This is a genomic window from Enterobacter sp. Crenshaw (assembly GCF_024734705.1).
Classification (GTDB): domain Bacteria; phylum Pseudomonadota; class Gammaproteobacteria; order Enterobacterales; family Enterobacteriaceae; genus Enterobacter; species Enterobacter asburiae_B.
In genome coordinates this window covers 56,317-79,873 of sequence record NZ_CP102932.1, presented here as the reverse complement: position 1 = coordinate 79,873, position 23,557 = coordinate 56,317, and the positions used below count along the sequence as shown (strand labels likewise).

General features: G+C 59.7%; 15 protein-coding genes. 10 read left to right on the top strand and 5 right to left on the bottom strand.

Annotated features, from left to right (window positions below; genetic code table 11):
- Positions 1 to 98 precede the first annotated feature (98 nt).
- Positions 99 to 578: a hypothetical protein gene (locus tag NWV12_RS00330; protein WP_101744414.1), complete on the bottom strand. Its 480-nt coding sequence runs from the start codon at positions 576 to 578 to the stop codon at positions 99 to 101.
- A 1-nt stretch (position 579) separates the two neighbouring features.
- Positions 580 to 1,341, bottom strand: a complete 762-nt coding sequence (locus tag NWV12_RS00325) for a winged helix-turn-helix domain-containing protein (RefSeq protein WP_048980226.1) — start codon at positions 1,339 to 1,341, stop codon at positions 580 to 582.
- Positions 1,342 to 2,047: 706 nt separating this feature from the next.
- Here NWV12_RS00325 and NWV12_RS00320 point away from each other — a divergent pair.
- The 6 genes from NWV12_RS00320 to NWV12_RS00295 are packed head-to-tail and all read left to right on the top strand — an operon-like array spanning position 2,048 to position 8,087.
- Positions 2,048 to 2,650 carry a LuxR C-terminal-related transcriptional regulator gene (locus tag NWV12_RS00320; protein ID WP_048980225.1) on the top strand — a complete coding sequence of 201 codons (603 nt, stop codon included), beginning with the start codon at positions 2,048 to 2,050 and terminating at the stop codon, positions 2,648 to 2,650.
- Positions 2,651 to 2,703: 53 nt separating this feature from the next.
- On the top strand, positions 2,704 to 3,288 hold the full coding sequence (locus tag NWV12_RS00315) for a fimbrial protein (protein ID WP_032661969.1): 585 nt from the start codon (positions 2,704 to 2,706) through the stop codon (positions 3,286 to 3,288).
- A gap of 53 nt (positions 3,289 to 3,341) precedes the next feature.
- On the top strand, positions 3,342 to 4,019 hold the full coding sequence (locus NWV12_RS00310) for a molecular chaperone (protein ID WP_101744413.1): 678 nt from the start codon (positions 3,342 to 3,344) through the stop codon (positions 4,017 to 4,019).
- Positions 4,020 to 4,042: 23 nt separating this feature from the next.
- Entirely contained in the window at positions 4,043 to 6,568 is a 2,526-nt protein-coding gene (locus NWV12_RS00305) for a fimbria/pilus outer membrane usher protein (RefSeq protein ID WP_048980222.1), read from the top strand.
- Positions 6,559 to 7,077: a fimbrial protein gene (locus NWV12_RS00300; protein ID WP_039263502.1), complete on the top strand. Its 519-nt coding sequence runs from the start codon at positions 6,559 to 6,561 to the stop codon at positions 7,075 to 7,077. Before NWV12_RS00305 ends, NWV12_RS00300 begins: the two co-directional genes overlap by 10 nt.
- The gene (locus NWV12_RS00295) at positions 7,077 to 8,087 is read left to right on the top strand and encodes a fimbrial protein (protein WP_048980318.1); all 1,011 of its coding nucleotides are present in this window, start codon (positions 7,077 to 7,079) and stop codon (positions 8,085 to 8,087) included. The genes NWV12_RS00300 and NWV12_RS00295 overlap by 1 nt, the downstream gene beginning before the upstream one ends.
- Before the next feature lie 3 nt (positions 8,088 to 8,090).
- Here the strand turns inward: NWV12_RS00295 and NWV12_RS00290 are convergent, their stop codons facing one another.
- The gene (locus NWV12_RS00290) at positions 8,091 to 8,615 is read right to left on the bottom strand and encodes a lipocalin family protein (protein ID WP_048980221.1); all 525 of its coding nucleotides are present in this window, start codon (positions 8,613 to 8,615) and stop codon (positions 8,091 to 8,093) included.
- A 117-nt stretch (positions 8,616 to 8,732) separates the two neighbouring features.
- Between NWV12_RS00290 and NWV12_RS00285 the strand changes: the two genes are divergently transcribed.
- The 4 genes from NWV12_RS00285 to NWV12_RS00270 all read left to right on the top strand — a co-directional run bounded on the left by NWV12_RS00285 (position 8,733) and on the right by NWV12_RS00270 (position 12,263).
- Positions 8,733 to 9,458 carry a MerR family transcriptional regulator gene (locus NWV12_RS00285; RefSeq protein ID WP_032661978.1) on the top strand — a complete coding sequence of 242 codons (726 nt, stop codon included), beginning with the start codon at positions 8,733 to 8,735 and terminating at the stop codon, positions 9,456 to 9,458.
- A 98-nt stretch (positions 9,459 to 9,556) separates the two neighbouring features.
- Complete coding sequence (gene uraH / locus NWV12_RS00280; protein ID WP_048980220.1) at positions 9,557 to 9,967, top strand: hydroxyisourate hydrolase; 411 nt, start codon at positions 9,557 to 9,559, stop codon at positions 9,965 to 9,967.
- Positions 9,968 to 10,069: 102 nt separating this feature from the next.
- Entirely contained in the window at positions 10,070 to 11,029 is a 960-nt protein-coding gene (locus NWV12_RS00275) for a DUF523 and DUF1722 domain-containing protein (protein WP_048980218.1), read from the top strand.
- A 145-nt stretch (positions 11,030 to 11,174) separates the two neighbouring features.
- A complete protein-coding gene (locus NWV12_RS00270) occupies positions 11,175 to 12,263 on the top strand; it encodes an AAA family ATPase (RefSeq protein ID WP_048980217.1) in 1,089 nt (362 codons plus the stop codon).
- A 124-nt stretch (positions 12,264 to 12,387) separates the two neighbouring features.
- On the opposite strand, the gene NWV12_RS00265 is transcribed toward NWV12_RS00270, so the two are convergent.
- Both NWV12_RS00265 and NWV12_RS00260 read right to left on the bottom strand, forming a co-directional pair.
- Positions 12,388 to 12,648, bottom strand: a complete 261-nt coding sequence (locus NWV12_RS00265) for a hypothetical protein (protein ID WP_048980216.1) — start codon at positions 12,646 to 12,648, stop codon at positions 12,388 to 12,390.
- Positions 12,638 to 22,903: a hemagglutinin repeat-containing protein gene (locus tag NWV12_RS00260; protein WP_375379105.1), complete on the bottom strand. Its 10,266-nt coding sequence runs from the start codon at positions 22,901 to 22,903 to the stop codon at positions 12,638 to 12,640. Before NWV12_RS00260 ends, NWV12_RS00265 begins: the two co-directional genes overlap by 11 nt.
- Between the last annotated feature and the right edge of the window lie 654 nt (positions 22,904 to 23,557).

Genomic DNA, 23,557 nt, shown 5'->3' with positions numbered 1-23,557 from the left:
ACATTATTGTTGCTGTTATATTTTCCTAAGATAGGTCCTGGCTGTTAAATCAAGCATAAATGATGGTCGCAAAAACTTAAAAATATTTCTCCCTGTCGCTATCCGTTTTTTGACGTGTGGCACACATAGGTCGGCAGCGTTCCCAGAATAAATAAATAATTCTCATTCTGCTGTTTCTTAATACGCATATAAATATTCTTATTCGGATAGATAAAAAATAAGGGCTCGTACTTCTCCAGCCAGCTGTCGCTGATGTTGTCGTCCGGAAATTTCATATTGCGTATGGACGTCAGATTATAGACGCTGTCTTTGCGCTCAATCTGAAAGAAAACTTTGCGATTCAGGGTCTTCGTAGGATCGCTTTTCAACCGGCCATTCATGCTGAGTATTCCGCTGTTACCCTCCACGGTGTAATTCAGCCACAGAGAGAGCGTCTCATCACGGTGATGCTGAATAAAGTTCGCCTGACAGGAAAAGGGCTGGATGTAATGGCGATGCCAGAGGTAATACGCCGCCACGACAGCCCCCATCAACAGGCACAGGCAGAGCACAACAAGCGTTTGACGGTAGCGAACCATACTAGCGATCCTCTATAAAATAATCGGACATACAGCGGTTGGGTTCCGTCATTGGCCTGTCACAGCGAATGACCGATGCACGAGGCAGCAGGATGTAGCCGCTGACGTACACCCAGGGATAGTTCGCGCACTGGTCCTTAAACGGGGCGGCATAGGCCAGGGCTTTATCCCTGTCGCGCTGCGTTTCAATATCGCGAGAAAAATAGAGCTGGCATTCGCCCATCTTCATCGCGAAGCGATACCCGTCAACGAAATAGCTGTCATGCAGCAGGTTATGGCTGATAACGCTCAAGCCAGCCAGCATCAGCAATAGCACCAGCGCGCCCGGCAGCCAGAAGCGGCGTGTCGGGGCCGTCGGGCCGACAGTCTCTTCGGCGGCATCCGGAGCAGCACGTTCTTCCTCTTCAGCCTGCGGCTGCGTCTCTTTAACGGTGATTTGCGTATCGCTTGCGAGCGTCAGTCCAATGCGCGGGATAGTGACAATCGGATCGGTTTCAAACCCCACTTTCTTCAGCCCCTTACGCAGAATAGAAATATTCTGGTAGTAGGTATTAGGCGAAACCAGCATCCCCCGGCGCTGCCAGACAATATCCATGCACTCCTGTTGAGTCACAATACTTCCGACTCTTTCTATTAATAACAACAAACAGCGCCCCGCCGGGGAATTTAATACCACTACCCGGTCAGGATTGTTGAGATCGCGTAATGTGCTGGCCGCTGGATGAAACTCTACCAGGCCATTAATAATGTAATGCTTATGCATAGAATGGGCTAAATACCTCCGGTCAACGCCTGTTGCTCCAGTAGATTCCCTTCACGGTTAACCTGCGTATCCCTCGCCTGTGTAAGGATTAATGTGACGGATTAATGCGCAACTGTATATCCTGGCGCCTGGCGAAAAATCTTATTTTTCCTTTCTCTTTATCTGACCGGTCTGAAGTTTTCTTAACCGCCATTTAAAGCCGTCTTGACACTGACAAAACTCGACAAAGGCGTCCGTTGAACGCTTTAGCCATCGTTGTCTGAATTATTCAGCGTGCTTAATTTGTTTTTTTAATAAAAAGCAGAGAGGACGCGCTCTGCCAGCGGGTTTCGAAATCACGACCAATTCGAAAGCTGTCGTCTTAATTAACAATTTCGGTGCGAAACTGTTAGCCACCGTCAGTAACAACCCGCGTCGCATGACGTCCCCAGACTATTTCCTTACAAAACATTTATTAAAGCCAACTTTTCAATAAAAACTACCGGTATGATTATTTACAGGCAGATAAGCAAAAGCCGGTTCAGCGAGGAGAAATTGACGCTACACCTAAACCGTACTTAAAACAAATTAAGATTAATTCAGGTTACCTCTTTTACGCCCTGAGTATAGTGGGCTCACACCGTGCAATGCTTAATTGCTTCGAAAATACAGGCATCGCTCTGCCAGACAGACGAGTCTCATTACAATTATAAATCGAGGGAATGACATGGCGAATAAGCTCAACAACACACGTCATTTAAATATCGCGCTATTGGGTGGAGATCACTTTGCGCGCCAGGGGATCGCCGCGTTATTAAAAAATATGGTCCCGGCTATGCAGATTACAGCATCAATCGATAATTACGCAGAGTTCGAAACGATACTCGCAGCCGCACCGGTAGACGTGATTTTTTTATCCGGCATGGAGAAATATCACGCGGGATATGACTGCCTGAAATATATCAGGAAGATGAAAGTACTTTATCCCGACGTACTTATTTGCATGTATTCCGCACCGGCAAATTCCTGGCTGTGGATACGCGGTGAAATAGACGCCTATCTCTCGCTGCAGGACCCGCTTTATCACTGGCGAGCCAGCGTATTAAAAATGGTCGATAGCCGTTATCGCCCAATAAAAAAACCCACGGCGTTATCGCTGACGCCGGGTGAATGGAGGGTATTGAAGGAACTGCGAAAGGGTCTGGATATGCGTTACATCGCCGAAACAGAGCAGCTTTCTTACCGTCGTGTCAGCGCGTTAAAAAGCTCAGCGATAAGAAAACTCGGGCTCAGGAACAAGACAGATTTGCTGGTCTTTTTAACCAGTTAGACCTGCTGCTTTCAGAGCAAATCTCGACATAACACCATAATGGAATCAGGACAATGAAAGCTCAATTCAATAATAAAACGCTGCTCGCGATCGCTATTGCGGCATTACTGCCAGCGGGCACGGCCCTGGCTGCCGGCACCAGCGGCGGCACGGTGAACTTTAGCGGCAAAGTGGTGACCTCCGCCTGCGCCATCAGCGCAGGAAGCGCCAACATTGACGTGGACATGGGTGAAGTGCGTACCGCAACGCTGAAGACGGCAGGCAGCGTTGCCAGCACGGCAAAAGCGTTTGCCATCACCCTGGAAGATTGCGAAATCGCCGATACCTCAGCCTCTACGGATGAGAACCCGATTGCCGCCACAACCGTGGCCGTCACCTTCACCGGCACGCCGGACACCTCCGATGTTAATAGCTTGTCCGTCGGGGCAAACGGCAGCGCCAACTCTGCGCAAAACGTGGCTATTCGCCTTTATGACGAGCAGGGCAACGTGGTGAACCTGGGTGAACCTGCTGCGGCCATCCCTCTGCGTAAGGGTGCCAACACCCTGAACTTCAGTGCGAAATATTACTCGCCGAAGGGCGGCGCCACCGCGGGTGATGCCAGCGCCGTCGCAACCTACACCGTGACCTATTCGTAATCCTCAGGCCCGGTCTGCGAGCCGGGCCTGTCTTAGCTTTCAGGAGAAACACTATGCGCGTAAACACATGGATTTGCCTGGCAGGTGCGTTATGTTCCTCCGCCGTCTATGCCGGCGGCGTGGGGCTGGGCGCAACGCGAATGGTCTACTCCAGCGCCACCAGCCAGGCCATGATGCAGGTGAGAAACACCCATCCCGACGCTACGTTCCTCATCCAGTCGTGGATGGAGAATGAGAAAGGCGAACGCACCAACGACTTCGCGATCACGCCGCCGCTGTACGTCATAAAACCGGCCAGCGAAAGCGCGGTGAAAATAATGTTTAACGGCAAAGCCCTGCCAGAGGATCGGGAGACGCTCTACTGGATGACGGTCAAAGCCATCCCCCAGCAGGCGAAAAGCGGCGCCGGGAATACGCTGCAGTTTGCGTCGGCTAACCGCATCAAGGTCTTTTATCGCCCGGAGGGACTCAGCGAGAGCCCGGGAGAGGCGTGGAAAAAACTGGCCGGTGCCTACCGCGCCGGAAAGGTCACGCTCAGCAACCCCACGCCGTACTACCTCACCACCATCAACGTGAAAATTGACGGTATGCCGGTGCAGCCGGTGATGGTGCCCCCGAAAGGCAGCGTGACCCTGGCCGAAACCTTCAGCCATGCGGGCAGCATGAGCTATCAGACCATTAACGATTACGGGGCATGGACCCCCGCCACGCGCGCGTCGTTATCCCAATAATAAAAACAGTAAGGCGTGACCACGTGAAAATAAAAATCCTGTGCGCCACGGTGATCTCCCTGGTGATTCGGCAAGCCGTGGCTGCTGATAGCGAGCTGCAATTTAACCCCGCGTTCCTCAACGGCGAGAGCGCAAACAGCGCCGATCTCGCCTGGGTCAACGCCGGGAGCGCGTTGCCGCCGGGTGATTACAACCTCAACGTATATATCAATACAAATTATGCGTTCACGGGTAACGTCACGTTCCGCCTTGCTGAGGACAGCACGGGTGAAGCGCTGCCCTGCCTCACGCCTGAACAATTCGACGCGCTGGGCATCGATAGCCATCAGGCGAAGGGCGGCGACCTGCCGCTGGCGCAGCGCTGCATCTTCTTAACGAAGGCGTTTGCGGATACGCAGTTTGATCTGGACCAGAAGACGCTCACCCTGAGCTTCACCGTACCGCAAAGTGCGATGCGAAATTTGCCGCGCGGGTACGTCAGCCCGGAAAGCTGGGAGGCGGGCATTCCTGCCGCGTGGCTGAATTACGTGGTCAATGGCTCGAACAATGAGTATCGCGGCGAGACGCGCACGCGGGAACAGCAGCTGTTTGCAAGCCTCAATAGCGGCGTCAACCTGGGCGCGTGGCGGCTGCGTGATTTCACCACGTGGACCAAAGACAGCAATGAGCTTACCCACGTGCAGACCTGGCTGCAGCGCGATATTCACGCCCTGCGCGCGCAGGTGTATGCCGGGGAAACGTACACCTCGGCGCAGGTGTTCGACTCCGTGGGCCTGCGCGGTATCGCCCTGAAAACCGATGACAACATGCTGCCCGCAAGCCTCAGCGGCTATGCGCCTGAAGTTCGCGGCATCGCGCGCAGCAACGCCACGGTCACGGTTCGTCAGAACGGCAACATCATCTATCAAACCTCCGTCCCGCCGGGGGCGTTTGTGCTGAAAGATCTCTATCCGACCTCCTCGGGAGGCGATCTGGCGGTCACCATTCAGGAGAACGACGGCAGCAAAACGCAATACACGCTCCCCTTTGCCAGCGTGCCGAACCTGGTGCGTAACGGACAGGTGAAATATGCCCTCGGCGCCGGGAAATACCGTCCGACGGGCAATCAGGACGCGCCCTCTTTCGCGCAGGGCGAGCTGTTTTACGGCTGGCGATACGGCCTGACGTTTTACGGCGGGGCGCAGTTTGCCGATCGTTATAACGGCCTGGCCTTCGGGTTTGGGCAAAACCTCGGCCGCTTTGGCGCCTACTCCATCGACCTGACCCACGCCCGCAGCCAGCTGGCGGACGATCGGCACTATACCGGTGATTCGGTGCGCCTGCGCTACAGCAAGCTGCTGAACGACATTGGCACGCGGGTGAATTTCTTCTCGCTGCGCTACTCCACGAAAGGGTTTTATACCCTCAGCGACACCACGTACAAAGGCATGTCGGGCGGATCGCCAAAGCAGACGGTGGAAGACGATGGCACCGTCACCACCCAATACGACACCGTGTACAACCTGCGCATGTCGCGTAAGGCAAAAAACCAGCTGCTGCTGTCGCAGCCGATGGGACAATACGGCTCGCTGTCACTGTCGTGGGATCAGCAGACCTACTGGAACACGTCAAATACCACGCAAAGCCTGCAGTTTGCGTGGAACGCCACGTTTCGCAACGTGTCGCTTGGCGTCAGCGTCCAGCGAAGCTCGAGCCTGTATGACGACAAGAAAGATAACATCCTGTCGATGTCGATTTCGGTCCCGCTGGGCAACCCGACGCTGTCGACCCGCGCGCGCTTTACCACGACCCATGCGGATTCCACCGGCACAACAACCAGCACGGGCGTGAGCGGCTACCTGCCGGGTGAGGAGAATCTGTTCTATAGCGTCAACCAGCGCTACAGCTCCCGACAGCACTACGGCGGCGATGCCACCCTGCAGTACGAAGGCGCGTGGGGAGACTACAACCTGGGCTACAGCTACGCCAGCGACTCCCGCAACCTCAGCTACGGCATCAGCGGCGGCGCGGTAGTGCATGAAGATGGCCTGACGCTGAGCCAGCCGCTCGGAAATACCAACATTCTGGTAAAAGCCCCGGGAGCCAGCAATGTCGCCGTGCTTAACCATAAGGGCATCAAAACGGACGGCCGTGGCTACGCGGTGATCCCGTACGCTACGCCGTACCGCGTTAACCAGGTCGCGCTGGACGTGACGACCGCCGGCAACGACGTGGAGCTGGAAAACGCCATCGCCAACAAAACGCCTACCGATGGCGCCCTGGTTCGCGCCACCTTCACCACGCACCAGGGGGCAAAAGCGATGTTTATCGTACGTCACGGCAACGACGTGCTCCCCTTCGGCACGCTGGTCTCGCTCGATGATGACAAAACCAGCGGCATCGTTGGCGATGGCGGCAGCCTGTATCTCTCCGGTTTGTCAGAGAAGGGCACGCTGAACGCCGTGTGGGGCCGCGGCAGCCGCCAGCGCTGCGCCATTACCTACGCCTTAAACAAGCAGAACTATAACGCCCGCACCGGTCTTTATTCTCAGGAGGTGGTATGTCAGTAACGCTTCGGATCGGCTGCCTTGCGCTGCTGTTGGTTTTCACGCTCCCCGTTCGCGGCTACGACGTGCTGGTCTCCGTCACCGGCAATTTGATCGGCAACACCTGCGTGGTGGCGCAGGACTCCGGGGAGCAGAACGTGCCGCTGGGCACCATTGGTATTAAACAGTTCAGCCGTGCCGGGGCCGTCAGCAATATCAAAACGCCCTTTACGCTCAGGCTTGAAGCGTGCGGGCCAACCTTTGCTGGCGTAAAAATCCGCTTCAGCGGTACGCCGGATGATGCCAACCCGCAGCTGCTGAAAATTGCCGACGGTGGCGCTACCGGCGTGGCGGTACAGATCCTCGATAAAGAGAGCGTACTCATTCCCCTGAATACAAAGACCACCGCATACGGAACGGCGGGGGATGACAGCGTACAGATGACCTTCTACGCGCAGCTGGTTGCCACCGCTACGCCGGTGAGCGCCGGTGATGTGTCAGCCCTCGCCACCTGGACAACGGAGTATCTATGATGCGTTTAGCGTTTCTTCTCAGCGGATTACTTTTCTGCGCCAGCGTGCAGGCTCTGGACTGGAAATCGGACATTACGCTCTCCCCTCAGCCGATGACCTACAGCGGGCCAGCGGATTCCGTGGTGCCGGGCAGCATTATCGGCTCGACCTGGAGCGCCACCGCCAGCGTGCAGCAGGTGTTCTGGTGCGGGCTTATTTTTACCTGCAACAAAGGCACGCTGCAGCCCAGCAGCAGCGCCATCTCTAGCGGTGCGACGGTCACCGTCGACGGCGCGAATTACACCATTTTTGAAACCGGCGTACCAGGCGTGGGGTATATCATCGGGCTGAAGGATTTTAAGAGTACACAATATATTCCGCTGCAAACCGGTATCACGCAAAGCTACCCGGCAGAGGGCACCAGTGGGTATGCCCAGGATCTGGGCTGGTCAGCAAAGGTCACCTTTATTAAAACCGGTGCCGCCCTGAAATCCGGCGTCTATAACATCCCGACCATCAACGCCGCGGTGCTCACCGCCTATAACAACGAAACGAAAACGGCGCAGGTCATCATCAGCCCGACCACCATCACGGTGACCGCCAGCGGGTGTACGGTCGGCAGCAAAAACGCCAGCGTGGCGCTGGGCACCATTGATATTCGCACCCTGCCCACGGTGGGAAGCACGTCGCCATCGGGGACGTTTACCGTCGGCCTGACCTGCGACGCGAACGTAGCGGTTCACGCCGTGATGACCGATCAGACCACGCCGTCGAACACCTCGTCGGTGGTGACCCTGACCGGAGATTCCACGGCGTCCGGCGTTGGGGTGCAGTTTTTCTACAACGGCAGCGGGCCGCTGACGATGGGGCCGGACAGCTCGGCCGCGGGTGCGACCGGACAGTTCTTAATCCAGAGCACCACGGCGGCACAGACGCTCACGTTACCGTTCCAGGCGCAGTACATCCGAACCGGCGAACTGGTCCCCGGCTCGGCCAACGCGCTGGCCAGCATTACGTTTTCCTACCAGTAGGAGCTACTGCTGCACCCACACCAGCTGATCGGTTCGGAAGCCCAGACTGCGCGCGGTGTTCAGGTAATCCTGCTTCACCGCATCCGGAATGGTTGGCGTGCGCGACAGGATCCACAGGTAATCGCGGTTCGGGCCGCTGACCAGCGCGTACTGGTACTTATCGTCCAGCCTGATCACGTTATAGCCGCCGTAGAACGGGCCGAAGAAGGACACCTTCAGCGCGGCGGTGGTCGGCTCGCCGGTAAAGTACGCTTTGCCTTCGCTCTCGCTCCACTTGTTCTTCACCGGATCGTAGCCGCGGTTGAGCACGCTGATGCCGCCGTCGCTGCGCTTGCCGTAGGTGGCGGTTACCTGCTCCAGCCCGCGTTCAAAGCGGTTTTCCAGACGGGCGACCTCGTACCATTTGCCAAGATAGCGGCTGGCGTCAAAACCGGAAATCGGCTGCACGCCCTTCGGCGGCGTGGGGGATTTACAGGCGACCAGCGTCAGCGCAATGGCAACACCGGTCACTACAGGCCATAGCTTCATGAGAATTCCTTTCATTTGCACGGTTGGACGTTAAGTGTAGTGCACCGTTTCGGCGCTTCATCCCGTTCGGGAAAATTCGTAGTATATTGAGAGTATTCCTCCACTCTGGACACGGACATGGCTTACTCCATCGGCGAATTCGCCAGACTCAGCGGCATCACCGCCACCACCCTGCGGGCGTGGCAGCGTCGCTATGGTTTACTCAAGCCACAGCGCACGGAAGGCGGCCACCGCCAGTACAGCGACGAGGACGTCCAGCAGGCGCTAAAAATTCTCGACTGGGTCAAAAAAGGCGTCCCGATCGGCCAGGTCAAACCGCTGCTGGAACGCCCGATGCCGGGTCGGACCAACAACTGGCAAACCCTGCAGCAGAACATGCTGCAACGTCTGCAGGACGGCAAGGTCGAGTCCCTGCGCCAGATGATTTACGACGCCGGACGCGAATACCCAAGGCCGGAGCTGGTCGCGAACGTGCTGCGCCCGCTGCGCAGCCAGGTCTCGGCCAACGTCGCCGCCGCCATGACCCTGCGCGCGATCCTCGACGGCATCATCATCGCCTACACCTCGTTTTGCCTCGAAGGCGATAAAAAAGCGCCGGGCGATAACATTCTGCTCAGCGGCTGGCACCTGAACGACCCGTGCGAGATCTGGCTCGAAGCCTTAACGCGCACCGGGCAGGGCCACCGAATCGACATCCTGCCGGTTCCGCCTGACGCGCTGGCACCGGAAATTTTCCCGGAGCGCAAATGGCTTCTGGTCACCAGCGGCAAACTCACCGCCGGGCGGAAAAAACAGGTGGAGCAGTGGCAGCAGCAGGTATCGCTTGAAGTGATTATCCTCTGATAGTTTCTCCTGCGGGAATCTTCACGAAAAGTTGAATATTTTCCCGCGCCGCAGATGCTAACGTTTTCCTGTAACGAATAACTCAACAGGAAAACACCATGAAAAAAACTGCCCCTCTGCTGATTCTGGCCTCGATGGTCTTTGCCCCTGCTGCCTTTAGCGCCCCTGCCGGCACGCTGAGCGTCCACATTCTCGACCAGCAAACCGGGATGCCGCCATCAGACGTGACCGTTACGCTGGAGAAACAGCAGCAGGACAAATGGACCCCGATTGCCAGCGGTAAAACCGACCACGACGGCCGCATCAAATCGCTCTATCCGCAGGATCAAGACATGCAGCCTGGCGTGTATAAAGTGACCTTCAAAACCGCAGAGTACTTCCACGGCAAAAAGCTGGACTCCTTCTTCCCGGAGATCCCGGTGCTGTTTACCGTGACCCGCACCAACGAGAAGCTGCACATCCCGCTTCTGCTGAGCCAGTACGGTTACTCGACCTACAAGGGCAGTTAAGACGCATTGATTTTAAAGGAATAAAAAAAATAGTTCCGCTAATACTTGGACAAATTAGTCATGTTGTGTAAGTTTTAATTATATGAACGGGAGGACTACACCATGACAACGAAACCTGTGCTCGGTATTAGCGGATGTTTGACCGGATCCGCCGTTCGCTTTGACGGCGGACACAAGCGTATGGGCTTCGTCATGGATGAGCTGGCCCAGTGGGTGAATTTCAGGCCCGTCTGCCCGGAAATGGCTATCGGTCTCCCGACGCCTCGTCCGGCCATACGCCTGACGCTGACGGACAGCGGCGAAACGCAGCTCCGTTTCAGCAAGCCGCCTCATGATGACTTCACGCAGAAAATGGCCGACTTTACGGCAGACTATCTGCCAAAAATCGGCGATCTGTCGGGATTTATCGTCTGTGCAAAATCCCCAAGCTGCGGCCTGGAACGCGTGCGGCTGTACGATGAAAACGGCAACCGGGGCCGCAAGGAGGGCGTCGGGCTGTTCACCGCCGCCCTTCTTGAAACCTACCCGTGGCTGCCCGTCGAGGAAGACGGTCGGCTGCACGACCCGGTGCTGCGGGAAAACTTTATCGAGCGGGTATTTGCCCTGCACGAGCTAAACACGCTGCGCGCCAAAGGTCTGACGCGGCGTGGGCTGCTGGATTTTCACAGCCGCTATAAGCTTCAGCTACTGGCGCACCATCAGGCGGGCTACCGCGAAATCGGCCCGTTCGTTGCCTCGCTGCACGAGTGGGAAGACCTGGACGCCTTCTTCGTGGCGTACCGGGAAAAGCTGATGACCATCCTGAAAAAACCCGCCTCGCGGAAGAATCACACCAACGTGCTGATGCATATTCAGGGATATTTCCGTAACCAGCTGAACACTCGCCAGCGCGGCGAACTGCGCGACGTGATCCTGCACTATCGCAACGGACAGTTGCCTATTCTCGCCCCGATCACGCTGCTGAAGCACTACCTGGCCGAATACCCCGACCGGTATCTGATGACGCAAAACTACTTTGATCCCTATCCTGATGATTTGGGTCTGCGTCTGGCAGTCAAGTGATCATAAAAATGCGAAGGCCCCATTGACCCGTAGAGGCCCAAAGCAGTACCCCGTTTAGACGACATCCTCACTGTCGTCTCTTTTTTGCATTTCATCTCAAAGGCTGTGATTATATACAGGCTTATTCTGCAAAAGGGGCCTGCCAGTGATCAACACCCTGCACATTCAAAACTACCGATCCATCCGCGACATGTCGCTGGAGCTGGAGCAGCTCAACATCGTCTTCGGGCCGAACGGCACCGGTAAATCCAATATCTACAAGGCGATACACCTGATGCACAGCGCCGCCCAGGGGCAGTTTTCCCAGGCGCTGGCAAACGAGGGCGGCATTCTGAAGGTGTTCTGGGCAGGTAAAACCCGCAGCGACCAGCTGCGGCGGATGAATCTGGCGGTGGAAACAGAGACCTACGAATACGAGCTGCAGGTCGGGTTTGTGGAGAAGCTGCCCTATCCCTCGCAGTTTCAGCTCGACCCGGTGATCAAAGAGGAGTCCATCTGGCTGAGCGGCCAGCACCGTCGGCCTTCGTCACAGCTGATGAAGCGTAAGAACCAGGCGGTGTTTCTCAACAACGTGCATCACGAGAAAGTGACCCATAGCGGCACGCTGTACGAGAACGAATCGGTGTTCGGGCAGCTCGGCGAACCGCATCTTTACCCGGAAGTGTCGCAGATGCGCGAGTCCCTGCGTAACTGGCGCTTTTATCATGAGTTTTCCGTCTCGTCTGGCTCGGCGATGCGCGCCCCGCAGGTCGGCTTCCGCTCCCCGGTGCTGGCCAGCGACGGCGCCAACCTGGCGGCCGCGTTTCAGACCATCGTCGAGATCGGCGACGAGCTGCTGCTGATGCGCATCCTTGACCAGGCCTTCCCCGGCTGCGTGTTTTACAGCGACAACACCGGCGGACGTTTTCGCATGATGATGCAGCGCGAGGGGCTGAGCAGGCCGCTGGAACCGGCGGAGTTCTCCGACGGCACCCTGCGCTTTCTGTGCCTGACGGTGGCGCTGTTAAGCCCGCGCCCACCGGCGTTTATCGCGTTGAACGAACCGGAAAACAGCCTGCACCCGCAGATGCTTCCCGCGCTGGCGAGCTTAATCGCCGAGGCCAGCCGCTACTCGCAGATCTGGCTCACCAGCCACTCGCCGGAGCTGGCGAAGTTGATTGAGAAGCAGAGGTCGTTTTCGCTGTATCAGCTGTCGATGGTGGAGGGGGGGACTAGGGTGGAGAGGCTGGGGTAGGTCGGTTAGAAAAAATCGCAAGGAAAGTCTCGTTTGTAGCGAAGTTATGCCTGGAAAGAATATTTCCCAGGCATATCAAATGTCCATTCAACCCGGATTGGTCTGTCAATTAGTGGCGATATATTCAGGATGATTTTCTAGCTTTGCGTTCATCTAACTTTGCAAAGAGCCATACTCTGGCACCAGCGGCGACGCCAACTATAGCGCTCACCACAGATAGATAAATTAATGATTTTGATGATAAATCAATCTTTCCAGAACTTATAAACTCGATCAGTACATTGTTTACAATAAAAATAAATGCAAAAAAAAACACACCGTAATAAAGGGTACTAAGCAGAAAAACCAAAAACGTAGCCCGATGAAACGCCTTATTATTTGCCATTAACTTTATCCTTAACTTTATCGCCGATTAACTCCCCTCCCAAACCACCTATCAGATCATTAACTTCCCCTGGGAAAGGTGCTAGTTCACCGAGTTTACCGCCAGCCCATGAACCTAATGCTGAACCAATAAGCGATCCCGTATTTGGGCCATCAGTAAAGAATGCCCCTCCCATAGCTATGCCGATGTTTTGCCAGGTATTCCTTCCCGGAGCAAGCATCCCCCCCACGCCAGCACTAATGCTGCTTTTATAATCCCACGATTTGTTTTCATTGCCTGGCTGACTCAGGTTAAACCACTGGTACCCTCCGTTGGCGATTTCCGCAATCACTCCCCCGCCAACAACTTTACCCACCGACGCCGCAGGTCCTAAATACCAGGCGGCTCCGATCATTACCCCATCCTGGTAACCTTCGACAATCACTTTTGTGATGTTAGCCCCCTCAGGTAAGTCGCCTTTCGCCAGTTTATCCAAACCTGCCTGTTTTTCTTCTACAGATAAGCCCTTATTTTCGGCATATTGATTCCATGAACCCACGGCGTTCATGTAGTTATCCAGGCCAGAGGGGAGAGGAATGGAGGTAGCATTATTCTCAGCCGCGTTCTTTCCTCCTTGCGCCCCAGCAGCTGCCGAAGCCGTACTACCTCCCGCCAACCCACCAGCCATCCCCGCCGATACAGATGCCAGCGTAATGACCGTCTGCTTTTGATCTTCGCTCAATGTCGACAGGTCTTTCACATCCGGATAGAGCAGGCTGGCTATAGCATGCGCAGCCAGCTCGCCCGTTGCGGCCCCCGCAGCTCCCGCAGCGGCACTATTTCCCTGCAGTACTGCAACTGCGCCACCCAGTATCGCGTGCGCAATCGTGTTGATAGCCGGGTTATCCTCTGTCGATTTCAGCAGATGCGCCAGCTCCGGTGCCGACGCGCCCGCCAGCGCCCCTCCGATATTGCCGCCCGCCAGTCCCTGCAGCGCTGCCGTGGCCGCCTGGATGCCGCGCTGCATATCGCTGCCGGTACCATATTTTTCCTGCGTCTCTTTATATTCCGGCGTAGCACGCAGTTTCGCCAGATAATCCTGGCGATCTTTTTCTGTCGCGTTAGCCGGAATATCACCATATTTATCCTTTGCCGCCTTCAGCCCGTTAAGATCACCCTGCGTCCTGGCAATATCCGCCACCTGGCTACCAATGTCGCTGATCATCCCAACCGCGTTCAGGCGGTTCTGCTCTTTCTCCTTGTCGAAGATCGGGCTGATGCTGTCGTTGGCATGTTCGGTGTCGCGGCTCAGATCGGCCACGTCCTGCTTCTGGTTTGCCTTGTCGCGGATGGTGAGGGAGCCCTCTGCCACGGCGGCCTGCGTGGTGCCTTCCTTATGGCCTTTATTACCCGCAGCGGAGATCATGCCGCCCGGCAGGTTGCCCTGGAATTTATCCCCGAAGCTGCCGCCGCCGCTCAGGCTGATACCGGAGTGCGAGGTTTTAAAGTCCGCTTCGTTGTGGATATCGCTGAAGCCCAGCGTTCCGGTATCGAGGCTGTTTTTGTCCGGCGTGGCGGTGGACGCGATAACCGCGCCATCAAGCTGGGTGTGATGCCCCACGGTGATGTCGAAGCCCCCGTCCCCGGCATACAGCCCGGTCTGTTCGGCCACCGAATCAAAGCGGCTCTTCATCTTGTCCTGGCTGGCGTTGATATAGCCTGAACCGGACATGGTGCCGAAGGTGAAGCTGCCCCCGGCCGCAACGCTGGTCTGCTTGCTGTCGTAGTCGCTGTTGTTCTGCTGGCTGCGCATCAGCAGGTCGTGACCAATGTCTGCCACGATTTTATTGCCGTTAACCTGGGCGCCATCAAGCACGGTGTCGTGCCCGCTTTTTAGGGTGACGTTTTTGCCGCTGTCGATTGTGGTTTCGGTCCAGTCGGTACCGTTACCTTTATCCTTGCCGTGCGCGGCGTTAACGTTGGCAAACACGCTGATACCCGCGCCGTTGCCTCCGGCACCGATGCTTACCCCAATACCGCCACCGCTGCTGCTGTTCTTGCCGCTGGTCTTTTGGGTATTCGCCGCGCCGGACAGCAGAATATCGTTCTGTGCATCCAGCGTGGTATCACCCCCGGCTTTCAGCTGGCTGCCCGCAATCACGATGTCGCCGCTGTTCGCGCCTTTGTTTTTGCCGTTCGCGGTGATGGAGAGATTATTGCCTGCGTTCAGCGTGCTGCCTGCCACCGCATCACTCTCAGCATGCTGCTGTGATTTCGACTTCTGGGTCGTCAGCGAGAGGCTCACACCCATTGCGTTCGGGTCGCCGGTGGTTGCCGCCATATCCGCTGCCTGCCCGGCCTGCACGCCGGACAGCACCGTTTTGGTGGCCTGAAGGGCTTTCAGACGGCCATCACTTTGCTCTTTGGTCTCCTGCGCCGCGCTCACGGCATTGTTAATAGCGCTACCGACGGTGCCGGAGAGCGCCACGGTGAGCCCGCTTTTCTTCTGCTCGAAGGTTTCATCCCGGGTGCGCCTGTCGTGCCCCGGCTCGATGATGACGCTGTCGCCGCTGAGGCTTAAATCCTTCCCGGCGATAAGATCCGCCCCGCCGATGTGGGTCTGGTTTCCGGCAGAAATCGCGACGTTACCGCCCGTCGAGCCCACCGTACTGAAGCTCTGGCTCTGGGTGGTACCCTTCTCACGAAGATCGTGCGTGCTTTTACTGCTGCCGATGGTGAAGCCAATCCCGCCCGAGCCCATCAGGCCGGATTTTTTCTCTTCCTTAAAGCGCCAGGAGGTGTCGGTGTTGGTGGCCGCCACGATATCAACGTTGTTGCCCGCCTTAAGCTGCACGTCGCCATCGCCCGCCACGGCGGAGCCGAACACCCGCAGGTTGTTGCCCGCCACCACCTGCACGTTGTCGCCGCTAAGTAATGAGCCGGATTCACGCGTCGCGCTGTCCTCCTCGATGGTGTGGGTGGTTTTCTTGCTGAGGAAACCTTTTTTGGTTTTGGTCTGCTCTTTGTAGTGATAATCGCTTTCGGTTGCGGTATTGAGATTGACGTCGCGGCCTGCCGCCACGCCGATATCGCCCTTCGCCGTCACCTGCGCGGCTTCGGTGGTGACATCGCGTCCGGCGAGGATTTGAGTATTCTCCCCGCTGGCGATCTCGGTTCCCTGCTGACGTACCGATTCGTTAATAACGGTTTTCTTGCCTGACCTATAGCTGTCGCCCTGCGTGGTCTCTTCCGCAGCCAGATTCACGTCGCGACCCGCCTGCAGCCCGACGCTTTTCTCCGCCGCCAGCGCGGCGGCCCGGGCGTTGATATCCTGCCCGGCCTTCAGGACCAGGTTATCGCCTGCGGAAATCGTGGTGCGGTCGAGCCCGGTGCTGTGGGATTCGCTTTTTCCTTTCCGGCTGCTTTCGCTTGTTTGCTCCGCGTTCAGGTTCAGGTCGTTGCCCGCGCTCAGCCCCGCGCTGCCGCCCGCCTTCAGGTCGCTGGCGGTCACGTCAAGGTTGTGCCCGGCATTCACCAGCAGGTTGCCGCCCGCACTGACGTTACTTCCCTGATACGTGACGGAGGAACGGCTGGTTTTCTCCCGGCTGGAGCTGAATGCGTCGTTGATCTGATTCGCGTTGACGGCAATATCGCCCCACGCGTTCAGCAGCATATCGCCGCCGGAGGCCAGGTTCGCCCCGGTAACGGTGATGTTTTTACCCGCCTCAAGCGACAGGCCATCCTGCGCGGTAATCGACGCAGCGTTCCCCAGCAGGGTGTCCTTCAGGCCGATGTTGCCGTACTTCCCGCCGGCGTTGATATCAATCTGCTCAACCTGGGTCAGGTTGTTGATGCTGCCGTCCAGGCTCTCCAGCGCGACCGTTTTGCCGCTGATGGTGGAGCTGATGTTATTGATATCGCCGATGGCGCTCAGGTTCAGGTCGCCGCCCGCTTTCATCAGGCCGTTGCTGAGGTTGCTGATGCTGTTCTGGCTGTCGAGCGTCAGGCTGTTTTTCGCCAGCAGCGAGCTGCCGCCGTTGGTGATGCTGCCGCCCTTCAGGGTGACGTTGTTGCCCGCGATCACGCTGCCGTTGTTGACGGTGACGTCCTTCGGCGACAGGTAAAGTTTCGGCACCATCACCGTTTCGCCGTTGACGGTGGCTTTCTCCCACCACAGCAGGCTGTGGTCGAGCGCGGCAATCTGATCGGCGGTCAGCGAGACGCCAAACTGCAGGCCCAGCGACTGCTGCGCCGCCGCGGCGTTGTCCATCAGGTAGCGCATCTGATCCAGATCGGAGCCGATGCCGTTCAGGTAGCGGTTACCGGTCTGGTTGAGTACCACGTTGGAAACATAGCGGGTATCGAACGCCGCATCGCCGAGGAAGCGGTAGTCGTAGTCCGGGTTCAGGTTGAGGCGGCCCAGCATATAGGACGAGCCGAGGAACTGCTTCTCGTCGGTAAACGCCAGCCGCGTCTCCTGCGGCGCCGTGGACGACGGTTTGATCCCGAGCATCGCGTTCAGGTCGGCAAACAGGGCGGGATCAAGCTGTCCGAGACCGTTCAGTTTCGGGTTGATGCCGATCAGGTACGGGCTTTTCGGGTTGTCGGAGAAGACAAAATAGCCGTTGTTGCCCGACGGCAGCGGGTAAGCGCTGGTATCGACGCGCTGGCCCTGATAGTGCCCGACGGCGCCGCCCTGCGCGGTTCGGAGATCGGCGGTGGTGACCCCGGCGTTCGCCAGCGTGCCCAGCTGGCCGAGGTTCGCATCGCCTTTCTGCGTGGTGGCAACGTTGCTGAGAGGCGTGCCGGACGCGCCGCCGTTTTCCAGCGCGCCGCCGCCGTTAAGCTGCTGCAGCGCCCCCTGGAGCCGATCGTTCCACTGCGGCGAGGTCACCGCCACGGTTCCGGCAGCGCTCAGCCCCTGTTTTTGCACACCGCTGCCGATGGTCTGGTTGCTGAGTGTGTTCAGCGACGGGGTGGAGATAACGTTACTGACGCCGCCCGCATTGGCGGTGGTACTGGTGTTACTGATGTTGCTGGTGAAGTTCGCGGTGACGTTACCGCCCGCCTGGATGACGGCGCGGTATGTTTCACCATTTTCACTTTCTGTGACATGCCCATCTAATACATAGGTTACGTCATTGTCGTAGTAAGTATTGCGATGGGTTGGAGAGTAGGAGCCAGGAGAACCCCCGCCATATGAGGGGCTTACATATTTATATACAGCATATTCTGTATAAGTTCCGCTCTGATAGCTCTGATTATTCAGCGTGTTTCCTGCAAGCGTAATATTGCTATTCGCCAGGATTGCACTCGCCTGATTGTTCAACTCTGCGGCAGTGATAGTCAGGTTACGCCCGGAAGAAATACGAGCGCTTCCACCCTCAGCATTTACAACCTGCGCTATCTGATTTAGTGCATATTTACGTGTTTCATAGCCTGTAATTGGTTTGTAATAGTAATGGGTATCCTCATACAAGAAACAGGGAACTCCCCCACATGTACCTGAACCGTCATGGGTATAAGTGCTGTATTTATCCCGAACAAGCGTATCGATTCCGAGAACCGACACAGGTATGTCAACAGTTGCCTGCCCAACCCAACCATACGCTGGCGACGCACTTGTTGTTGTGGTTGACGTTAATCCATCACGCTGATTTAACAGGCTGGCAGTCTTAACCGTAATATCCCCACCCTGCGTCTCAATATTCCCCGACGTGTTCACCACCTGGCTGTTCGCATTCCCCGCCGCATCACGCTGCATCCACAGGTTGTTCCCCGCCATGATGTCGCCGCGCCGGTTGGTGATGCTGTCGGCATAAAGCGCCAGGTTATTCGCCGCGTACAGCAGCGCGGTGTTGACGATGGAACCCGGTGCGCTCAGGGTCAGCGAGCCGCGCGTGCCGGTGAAGCCGTCGACGGTAATGTTGCTCCGGCTGGCGACGGTGATGTCGCCCCCGCCCTGCACCGTGCCCGCGGCGTTCAGCGCCACGCTGCTGCCGGAGAGCGTGCTGGTGCCGCCGCCGGTGGTGATTTGTCCGTTGTTGCTGAGCTGCCCGCCCGCGCTGAGGTTAACCGTCTGCCCCTGCAGCACGCTGCGGTTATCGATGTCGCCGCCGCTGCTGATGGTCAGGGTTCGGCCTGCCGCCACGGCGGTCCGGCTGGTAAACGCGTTCGTCAGCTGCAGCGTTAAGTCCCCCAGGGAGACCAGCTGGCCGGTCAGGTCCAGCCCCCGGCTCTGCAGCCACAGGTTGCCGCCGCTCAGCAGCCTGCCGCCCGCGCTCTGGGTCACCTGGTCCGCGTCGATATTCAGCTGCGCGTTGCCGAGCAGCGTGCCGCTGTTGTTCAGCTGGCCGTAGTTAACCGTCAGCTGTCCCGCCTGGGTGGTGCCCTGGCTGGCGAAATTGGTGCCGGTCAGGGTGGCGCGATCGGCCACCCACGTGCCGCCGTTAGTGGCGTTTGCCGCATTCAGGATCAGGTCGGTGGCCTGCAGCCAGCCGGTGCCGGTGAACTGCGGCGTGCCGAGCGTCAGGCGCGCGCCGGAGAGCAGCCTTCCGTCGTTACGCGCCTGGGAGGAGGCGGTCACGCGCGTCTCGCCGCCGCCCTGAATCAGGCCGTAGTTAAACAGCGCGGGCGTGGTCAGCGTCAGGCCATCGCGGCTGACGATTTCGCCCCCGCTGCTGTTGGTCAGCGTGCCGCTGAGGGCCAGCGTCGCGCCGTTATCGCCCTGCAGACGTCCGCCGTTGGTGAGCGCCCCGGTGGTGATGCCGAGCGTGCTCCCCTGCATTCTGCCGTCGCTGGTGACGGAGGCCGCCGTGACGTTCAGCGCCCCGCCGGAGAGCAGGGTCCCGGTCGACTGCTGGCTGACCGCGCCGGTCTGGCTGAGGGTCAGGCCATTCACCCCGCTGATGGCGCCGCTGTTGCTGAGCGTGCCGCCGGTCAGCGTCAGGTTTTTCGCCGCCCACTGCCCCTGGTTCACCAGCGTCGCGGCCTGCAGCGTGGCGCTGCCCAGCGCGGTGATCTTACTGCCCGTGGTTCCGGTGAGCGTGTCGGCCAGCGTCATCTGCAGCCCGTCGGCGCTCTGCACCGTGCCGCTGTTGGTGAGCGACTGCGCGTTAAGCAGGATGTTCTGCGCCTGCCAGCTGCCGGCGTTGGTCACCGCCCCGGAGGCAATGGTCAGCGCGCCCTGAGTGAGAAGCCTGCCGCCAGCGCCGTTAATCAGCGCCTGCTGCGGCGCGGCCATCGCCATGCGCGCCATCAGCCGCTGCTGCCCCTGAACGGTCAGGCTCTGCAGGCCGGTCAGGGTACCCTGGTTGTTAATGCTGTCCTGGCGCAGCGCGAGGGTGTTCCCCTGCACGGTGCCGCTGTTTTTAAGGGTGCTGCCGCCGAGCGTCACGTCCCCTTCGCTGAGGAGCTGCCCGCGGTTATCCAGCGTCTGTGCGGTGATATCCGCCCGCCCCTGGCTCATCAGCGAGCCGGACGAGGTCAGCGTGCCGCCGGTCGCGGCCGTCAGCGCCCCCTGGCTGAGCAGGGACCCGCCGTGCGTCCAGTCGCCGGTGGCGCGGATGTCCGCGCCGTTCCCCTGCAGCGTGCCCTGCGTAACCAGCTGGCCTGCGTCCAGCGTCAGCATGCCGCCGGAGAGGGTGCGCGAGGCCGCGCCCGTGGTCAGCGCGGTGCCGGTGAGCGCCAGGCCGTTCGTTCCCTGCATCAGCCCGTCGTTGCTCATCTCGCGGGCGGTCAGGGAGAGCGTGCCGCCGGTGATGCGCCCCGGGTTCGCCAGGGTGTCCGCGGTGAAGGTGGTTGCGCCGCCGCTCTGCAGCAGCCCGGTATTGGTTAACGCCCCGCCGAGCGTGCCGCTGAGCCCCGTCAGCCCGTTCACCGTGCCGCTGTTGGTGAGGGTGGTGCCGGTCATGCCCAGCGTGGTGCCCTGCAGCGTACCGGCGTTGGTCAGCTGTCCGCCCTTCAGCGTGAAGCCGCCGCCGGAGAGCCATTTGCCGTTCAGCGCGTTGATAAAGCGGTCAGCGGCGGCGTTAACCGCGCTGCTGCCCTGCATCAGGCCGCTGTTGCGCAGCTCCGTCGCGCCTGCGGTCAGCGTTCTGCCCGCCACCGTGCCGCTGCTGGTCAGCGTCGTCGCGTGAAGCGCGGCATCGCCGGTGGCCACGATGTTCCCGGTATTGCTCAGGGCGTTGCCCAGACCCAAATCCAGGTCCTGCGCCTGAATATCGCCCCGGTTGGTCAGGTCGCTGCCCCGGAGGGTGAGCCCGCCGTTCACCAGCAGCAGACCGGCGTTATCGAGCGTGTCCAGGGACAGATTCAGGCCGCTTCCGCTCACCAGCTGCCCGGTGGCGCCGTTGCTCAGCGCGCGGGTGGTCAGCGCCAGCGTGTCGTTGCCCTGCAGCATGCCGGTGTTGGTCAGCTGCGCGGCGTTCACCGTCAGCGCTTTCCCCGCCAGCCGGCCGTCGTTAAACAGCTGCGCCGCCGTCAGCGTGAACAGGTTCTGGCTGAGCAGGGCGCCCGTGTTGTCCAGCCTGCCGGTTGCGGCAAGCGTCAGGGCGTCCAGCGCCTGAACGCTGCCCTGGTTATTCAGGCCTGCGGCGTCCAGCGTGGCGCTGCGCCCCTGCAGGCTGCCCGCATTGCTCAGCGTGTGTCCGCTCAGGGTGAGGGTCTCACCGCCCGTCACCTGCCCCTGAGCCTGGTTCGCGAAGGTGTTGCCGGACCAGGCCAGCGTGCTGCTGCCCTGAAGCAGGCCGCTGTTCTGCAGGTCGCCCCGCAGGGTCAGCACTTTCGCCAGCAGCTGGCCCCGGTTACCGGTATTGCCGGCCTGAACGTCCAGCGCCTGCTGGCTGAGTACCTTACCGCTGTTGCTCAGCGCGCCGGTCACCGTCGCCGTCACGCCCGCTTCCCCCAGCGCGTTACCGGTGTTCATCCACTCGCCGGTGGCCAGGTTCAGGGTGTTGCCCTGCATGAGCCCGGCGTTGTTAAGGGTGGTGTGGTGCAGGCCGAGCGCGCCACCGGAGAGCAGCATGCCCGCCTGCAGGTTGCTGAGCTGTGCCCCCGTCGCCGTCAGCGAGCGGGTTCCCTGCAGCGTGCCGCCGTTGGTCACCGACGCGCTGTTGAACTGCGCGTCGGTACCGGCCATCAGCCCGCTGTTGGTCAGGCTGGCGGCGGTCAGCGTCAGGCCGTCCCGGGCAATCACCCGGCCGCCCGCCTCGTTGCTGACCTGACGGGTCAGGTTCAGCAGCAGCGCGGTGGCGCTGAGCTCGCCGCTGCTGGTAAGGGTGTCGCCGTTAAGCGTCAGCGTTCCGCCGCTGCGCAGCGCGCCGCGGTTAGTAATGTCTGCCACGCCGAGCGTCAGGGCCGCGTCCCCCTCGACGGTGCCCTGGTTCTCCAGGCTGTCCGCCGTGATGTGCAGGTCGCCGGCGGCAATACTGCCCGCGTTAACCAGAGTAGTGCCGTTCAGGGTGAGCCGGTCGTCCGCCAGCAGGCGTCCGCTGCTGGTCAGGCTGAGGTAGTCGCTGCTCAGGCTGACGCCGTTGATTTCACCCTGGTTGGTTAGCGTGTCGCCTTTAATGCGCAGCGTGCCGTCGGTGGTGATAAGCCCGCCGTTGGCCAGCACCGGAACGTTCAGCGTTAAATCCTGCGCGCTGTAGACCGACCCGCCCGCGAGGTTCGCGAGTGACCCGGTCTTCAGGCCGAGCAGGGTGGTCCCCTGCAGCAGCCCGCCGTTCTCCACCGAGGCAGCGTCCAGCGAGAGGATACCGGCAATCAGCGAGCCGCTGCTGGTGATGCGCCCGGGGGCCGTCAGGGTCATGCGGTCCGCTTTTGCGGCGCCGGACTGGAGGATGTTCTGTCCGCTGAGAGTAATGGCGCCGGCGGTGAGCTCCCCGCCGCTGGTCAGGTCGCCGGTCGCGTTAAAACTCAGCGCGTCACCGGTGGATTTCCCGGCGTGCGCAATCGTGCCCGCCGTCACCGACAGGGCGCCTTTCGCCGCCTGGGTGCCGTTCAGCGCGGCGTTCTGCGCCTGCAGGGTGAGCCCCTGCCCGCTCTGCAGGTGCGCGTCCCGGCCGGTGGTCAGGTCGCCGGCGCTGACGGTGACCGCCCCCGCCGCGTCCGTCTGCCCGTTCAGGCTGGCGCTGCGGGTCGCGGTAATCTGTATATTGCCCTGGCTGGTCGTGCGGGACGCCTGACCGCTGGTCAGGGTGCCGGCCTGCGCCGTCAGCGCCGTCGCGCCGGACAGGGTGCCGTTCTGCTCAAGCGCGCCTGCGGTCACGTTCATCGCGCCGTCAGCCAGCAGGCTGCCGTCGTTACGCAGGGTCTGCTGCGCCGTGACGTTCGCATTGCCTTTCGCGCTCAGCGTGCCCCGCTGCGCCAGGGTTCCGGCGCTTAACGTCAGGTTGCCGGCGCTCTGCAGGGTGCCGTTATTGGTCACCGTCTGCCCCTTCAGGGTGACGTCGCTGCCCTGCGCCGTGCCGCCGTTCGTCAGCTCTCCGGCGTTCACGTCCAGACGGCCTTTCGCCGCCAGCAGGCCGCTGCTGGACACCCTGTCGCCGGAGAGCGCAATGTCGCGCCCCGCATTCACCTGCCCCTGGTTACTGACGGTGCTGCCCGTCAGGCGGATATCGGCCGCGGCATCGGCCCGGCTCTGGCCGTCCAGCACCAGCTGCCCGCCGCTCAGCGCCAGGCTCTCCCCTGCCGAGACCGCACTGCCCGTGGATGACAGCGTGCCGCCGCTGCTGAGCGTCGCGCGGGTATCGCTTCCGCTGCGGGTATTCGTCAGGGTGATATCCTTCCCGGCCGCCACGCTGAGCTCGCCCCTGCCGGTGACGCTGCCGCCGCGCTGCGTCAGGCTGCCGCCGGTGGACAGCGTGGTGTCGCCCTGGCCCGTCAGCGTGGCATCCGAAAGTGCCACTCCCTGCCCGCCCGCGACGGT

Excerpts from the sequence above, each read along its gene's own strand:
- NWV12_RS00330 (WP_101744414.1), bottom strand. The coding sequence starts at position 578 with ATGGTTCGCTACCGTCAAACGCTTGTTGTGCTCTGCCTGTGCCTGTTG.
- NWV12_RS00295 (WP_048980318.1), top strand. The coding sequence starts at position 7,077 with ATGCGTTTAGCGTTTCTTCTCAGCGGATTACTTTTCTGCGCCAGCGTG.
- NWV12_RS00310 (WP_101744413.1), top strand. The coding sequence starts at position 3,342 with ATGCGCGTAAACACATGGATTTGCCTGGCAGGTGCGTTATGTTCCTCC.
- uraH (WP_048980220.1), top strand. The coding sequence starts at position 9,557 with ATGAAAAAAACTGCCCCTCTGCTGATTCTGGCCTCGATGGTCTTTGCC.
- NWV12_RS00320 (WP_048980225.1), top strand. The coding sequence starts at position 2,048 with ATGGCGAATAAGCTCAACAACACACGTCATTTAAATATCGCGCTATTG.
- NWV12_RS00300 (WP_039263502.1), top strand. The coding sequence starts at position 6,559 with ATGTCAGTAACGCTTCGGATCGGCTGCCTTGCGCTGCTGTTGGTTTTC.
- NWV12_RS00290 (WP_048980221.1), bottom strand. The coding sequence starts at position 8,615 with ATGAAGCTATGGCCTGTAGTGACCGGTGTTGCCATTGCGCTGACGCTG.
- NWV12_RS00315 (WP_032661969.1), top strand. The coding sequence starts at position 2,704 with ATGAAAGCTCAATTCAATAATAAAACGCTGCTCGCGATCGCTATTGCG.
- NWV12_RS00285 (WP_032661978.1), top strand. The coding sequence starts at position 8,733 with ATGGCTTACTCCATCGGCGAATTCGCCAGACTCAGCGGCATCACCGCC.
- NWV12_RS00325 (WP_048980226.1), bottom strand. The coding sequence starts at position 1,341 with ATGCATAAGCATTACATTATTAATGGCCTGGTAGAGTTTCATCCAGCG.
- NWV12_RS00265 (WP_048980216.1), bottom strand. The coding sequence starts at position 12,648 with ATGGCAAATAATAAGGCGTTTCATCGGGCTACGTTTTTGGTTTTTCTG.
- NWV12_RS00260 (WP_375379105.1), bottom strand. The coding sequence starts at position 22,903 with ATGAACGTGACCGCAGGCGCGCTTGAGCAGAACGGCACCCTGTCCGGC.
- NWV12_RS00275 (WP_048980218.1), top strand. The coding sequence starts at position 10,070 with ATGACAACGAAACCTGTGCTCGGTATTAGCGGATGTTTGACCGGATCC.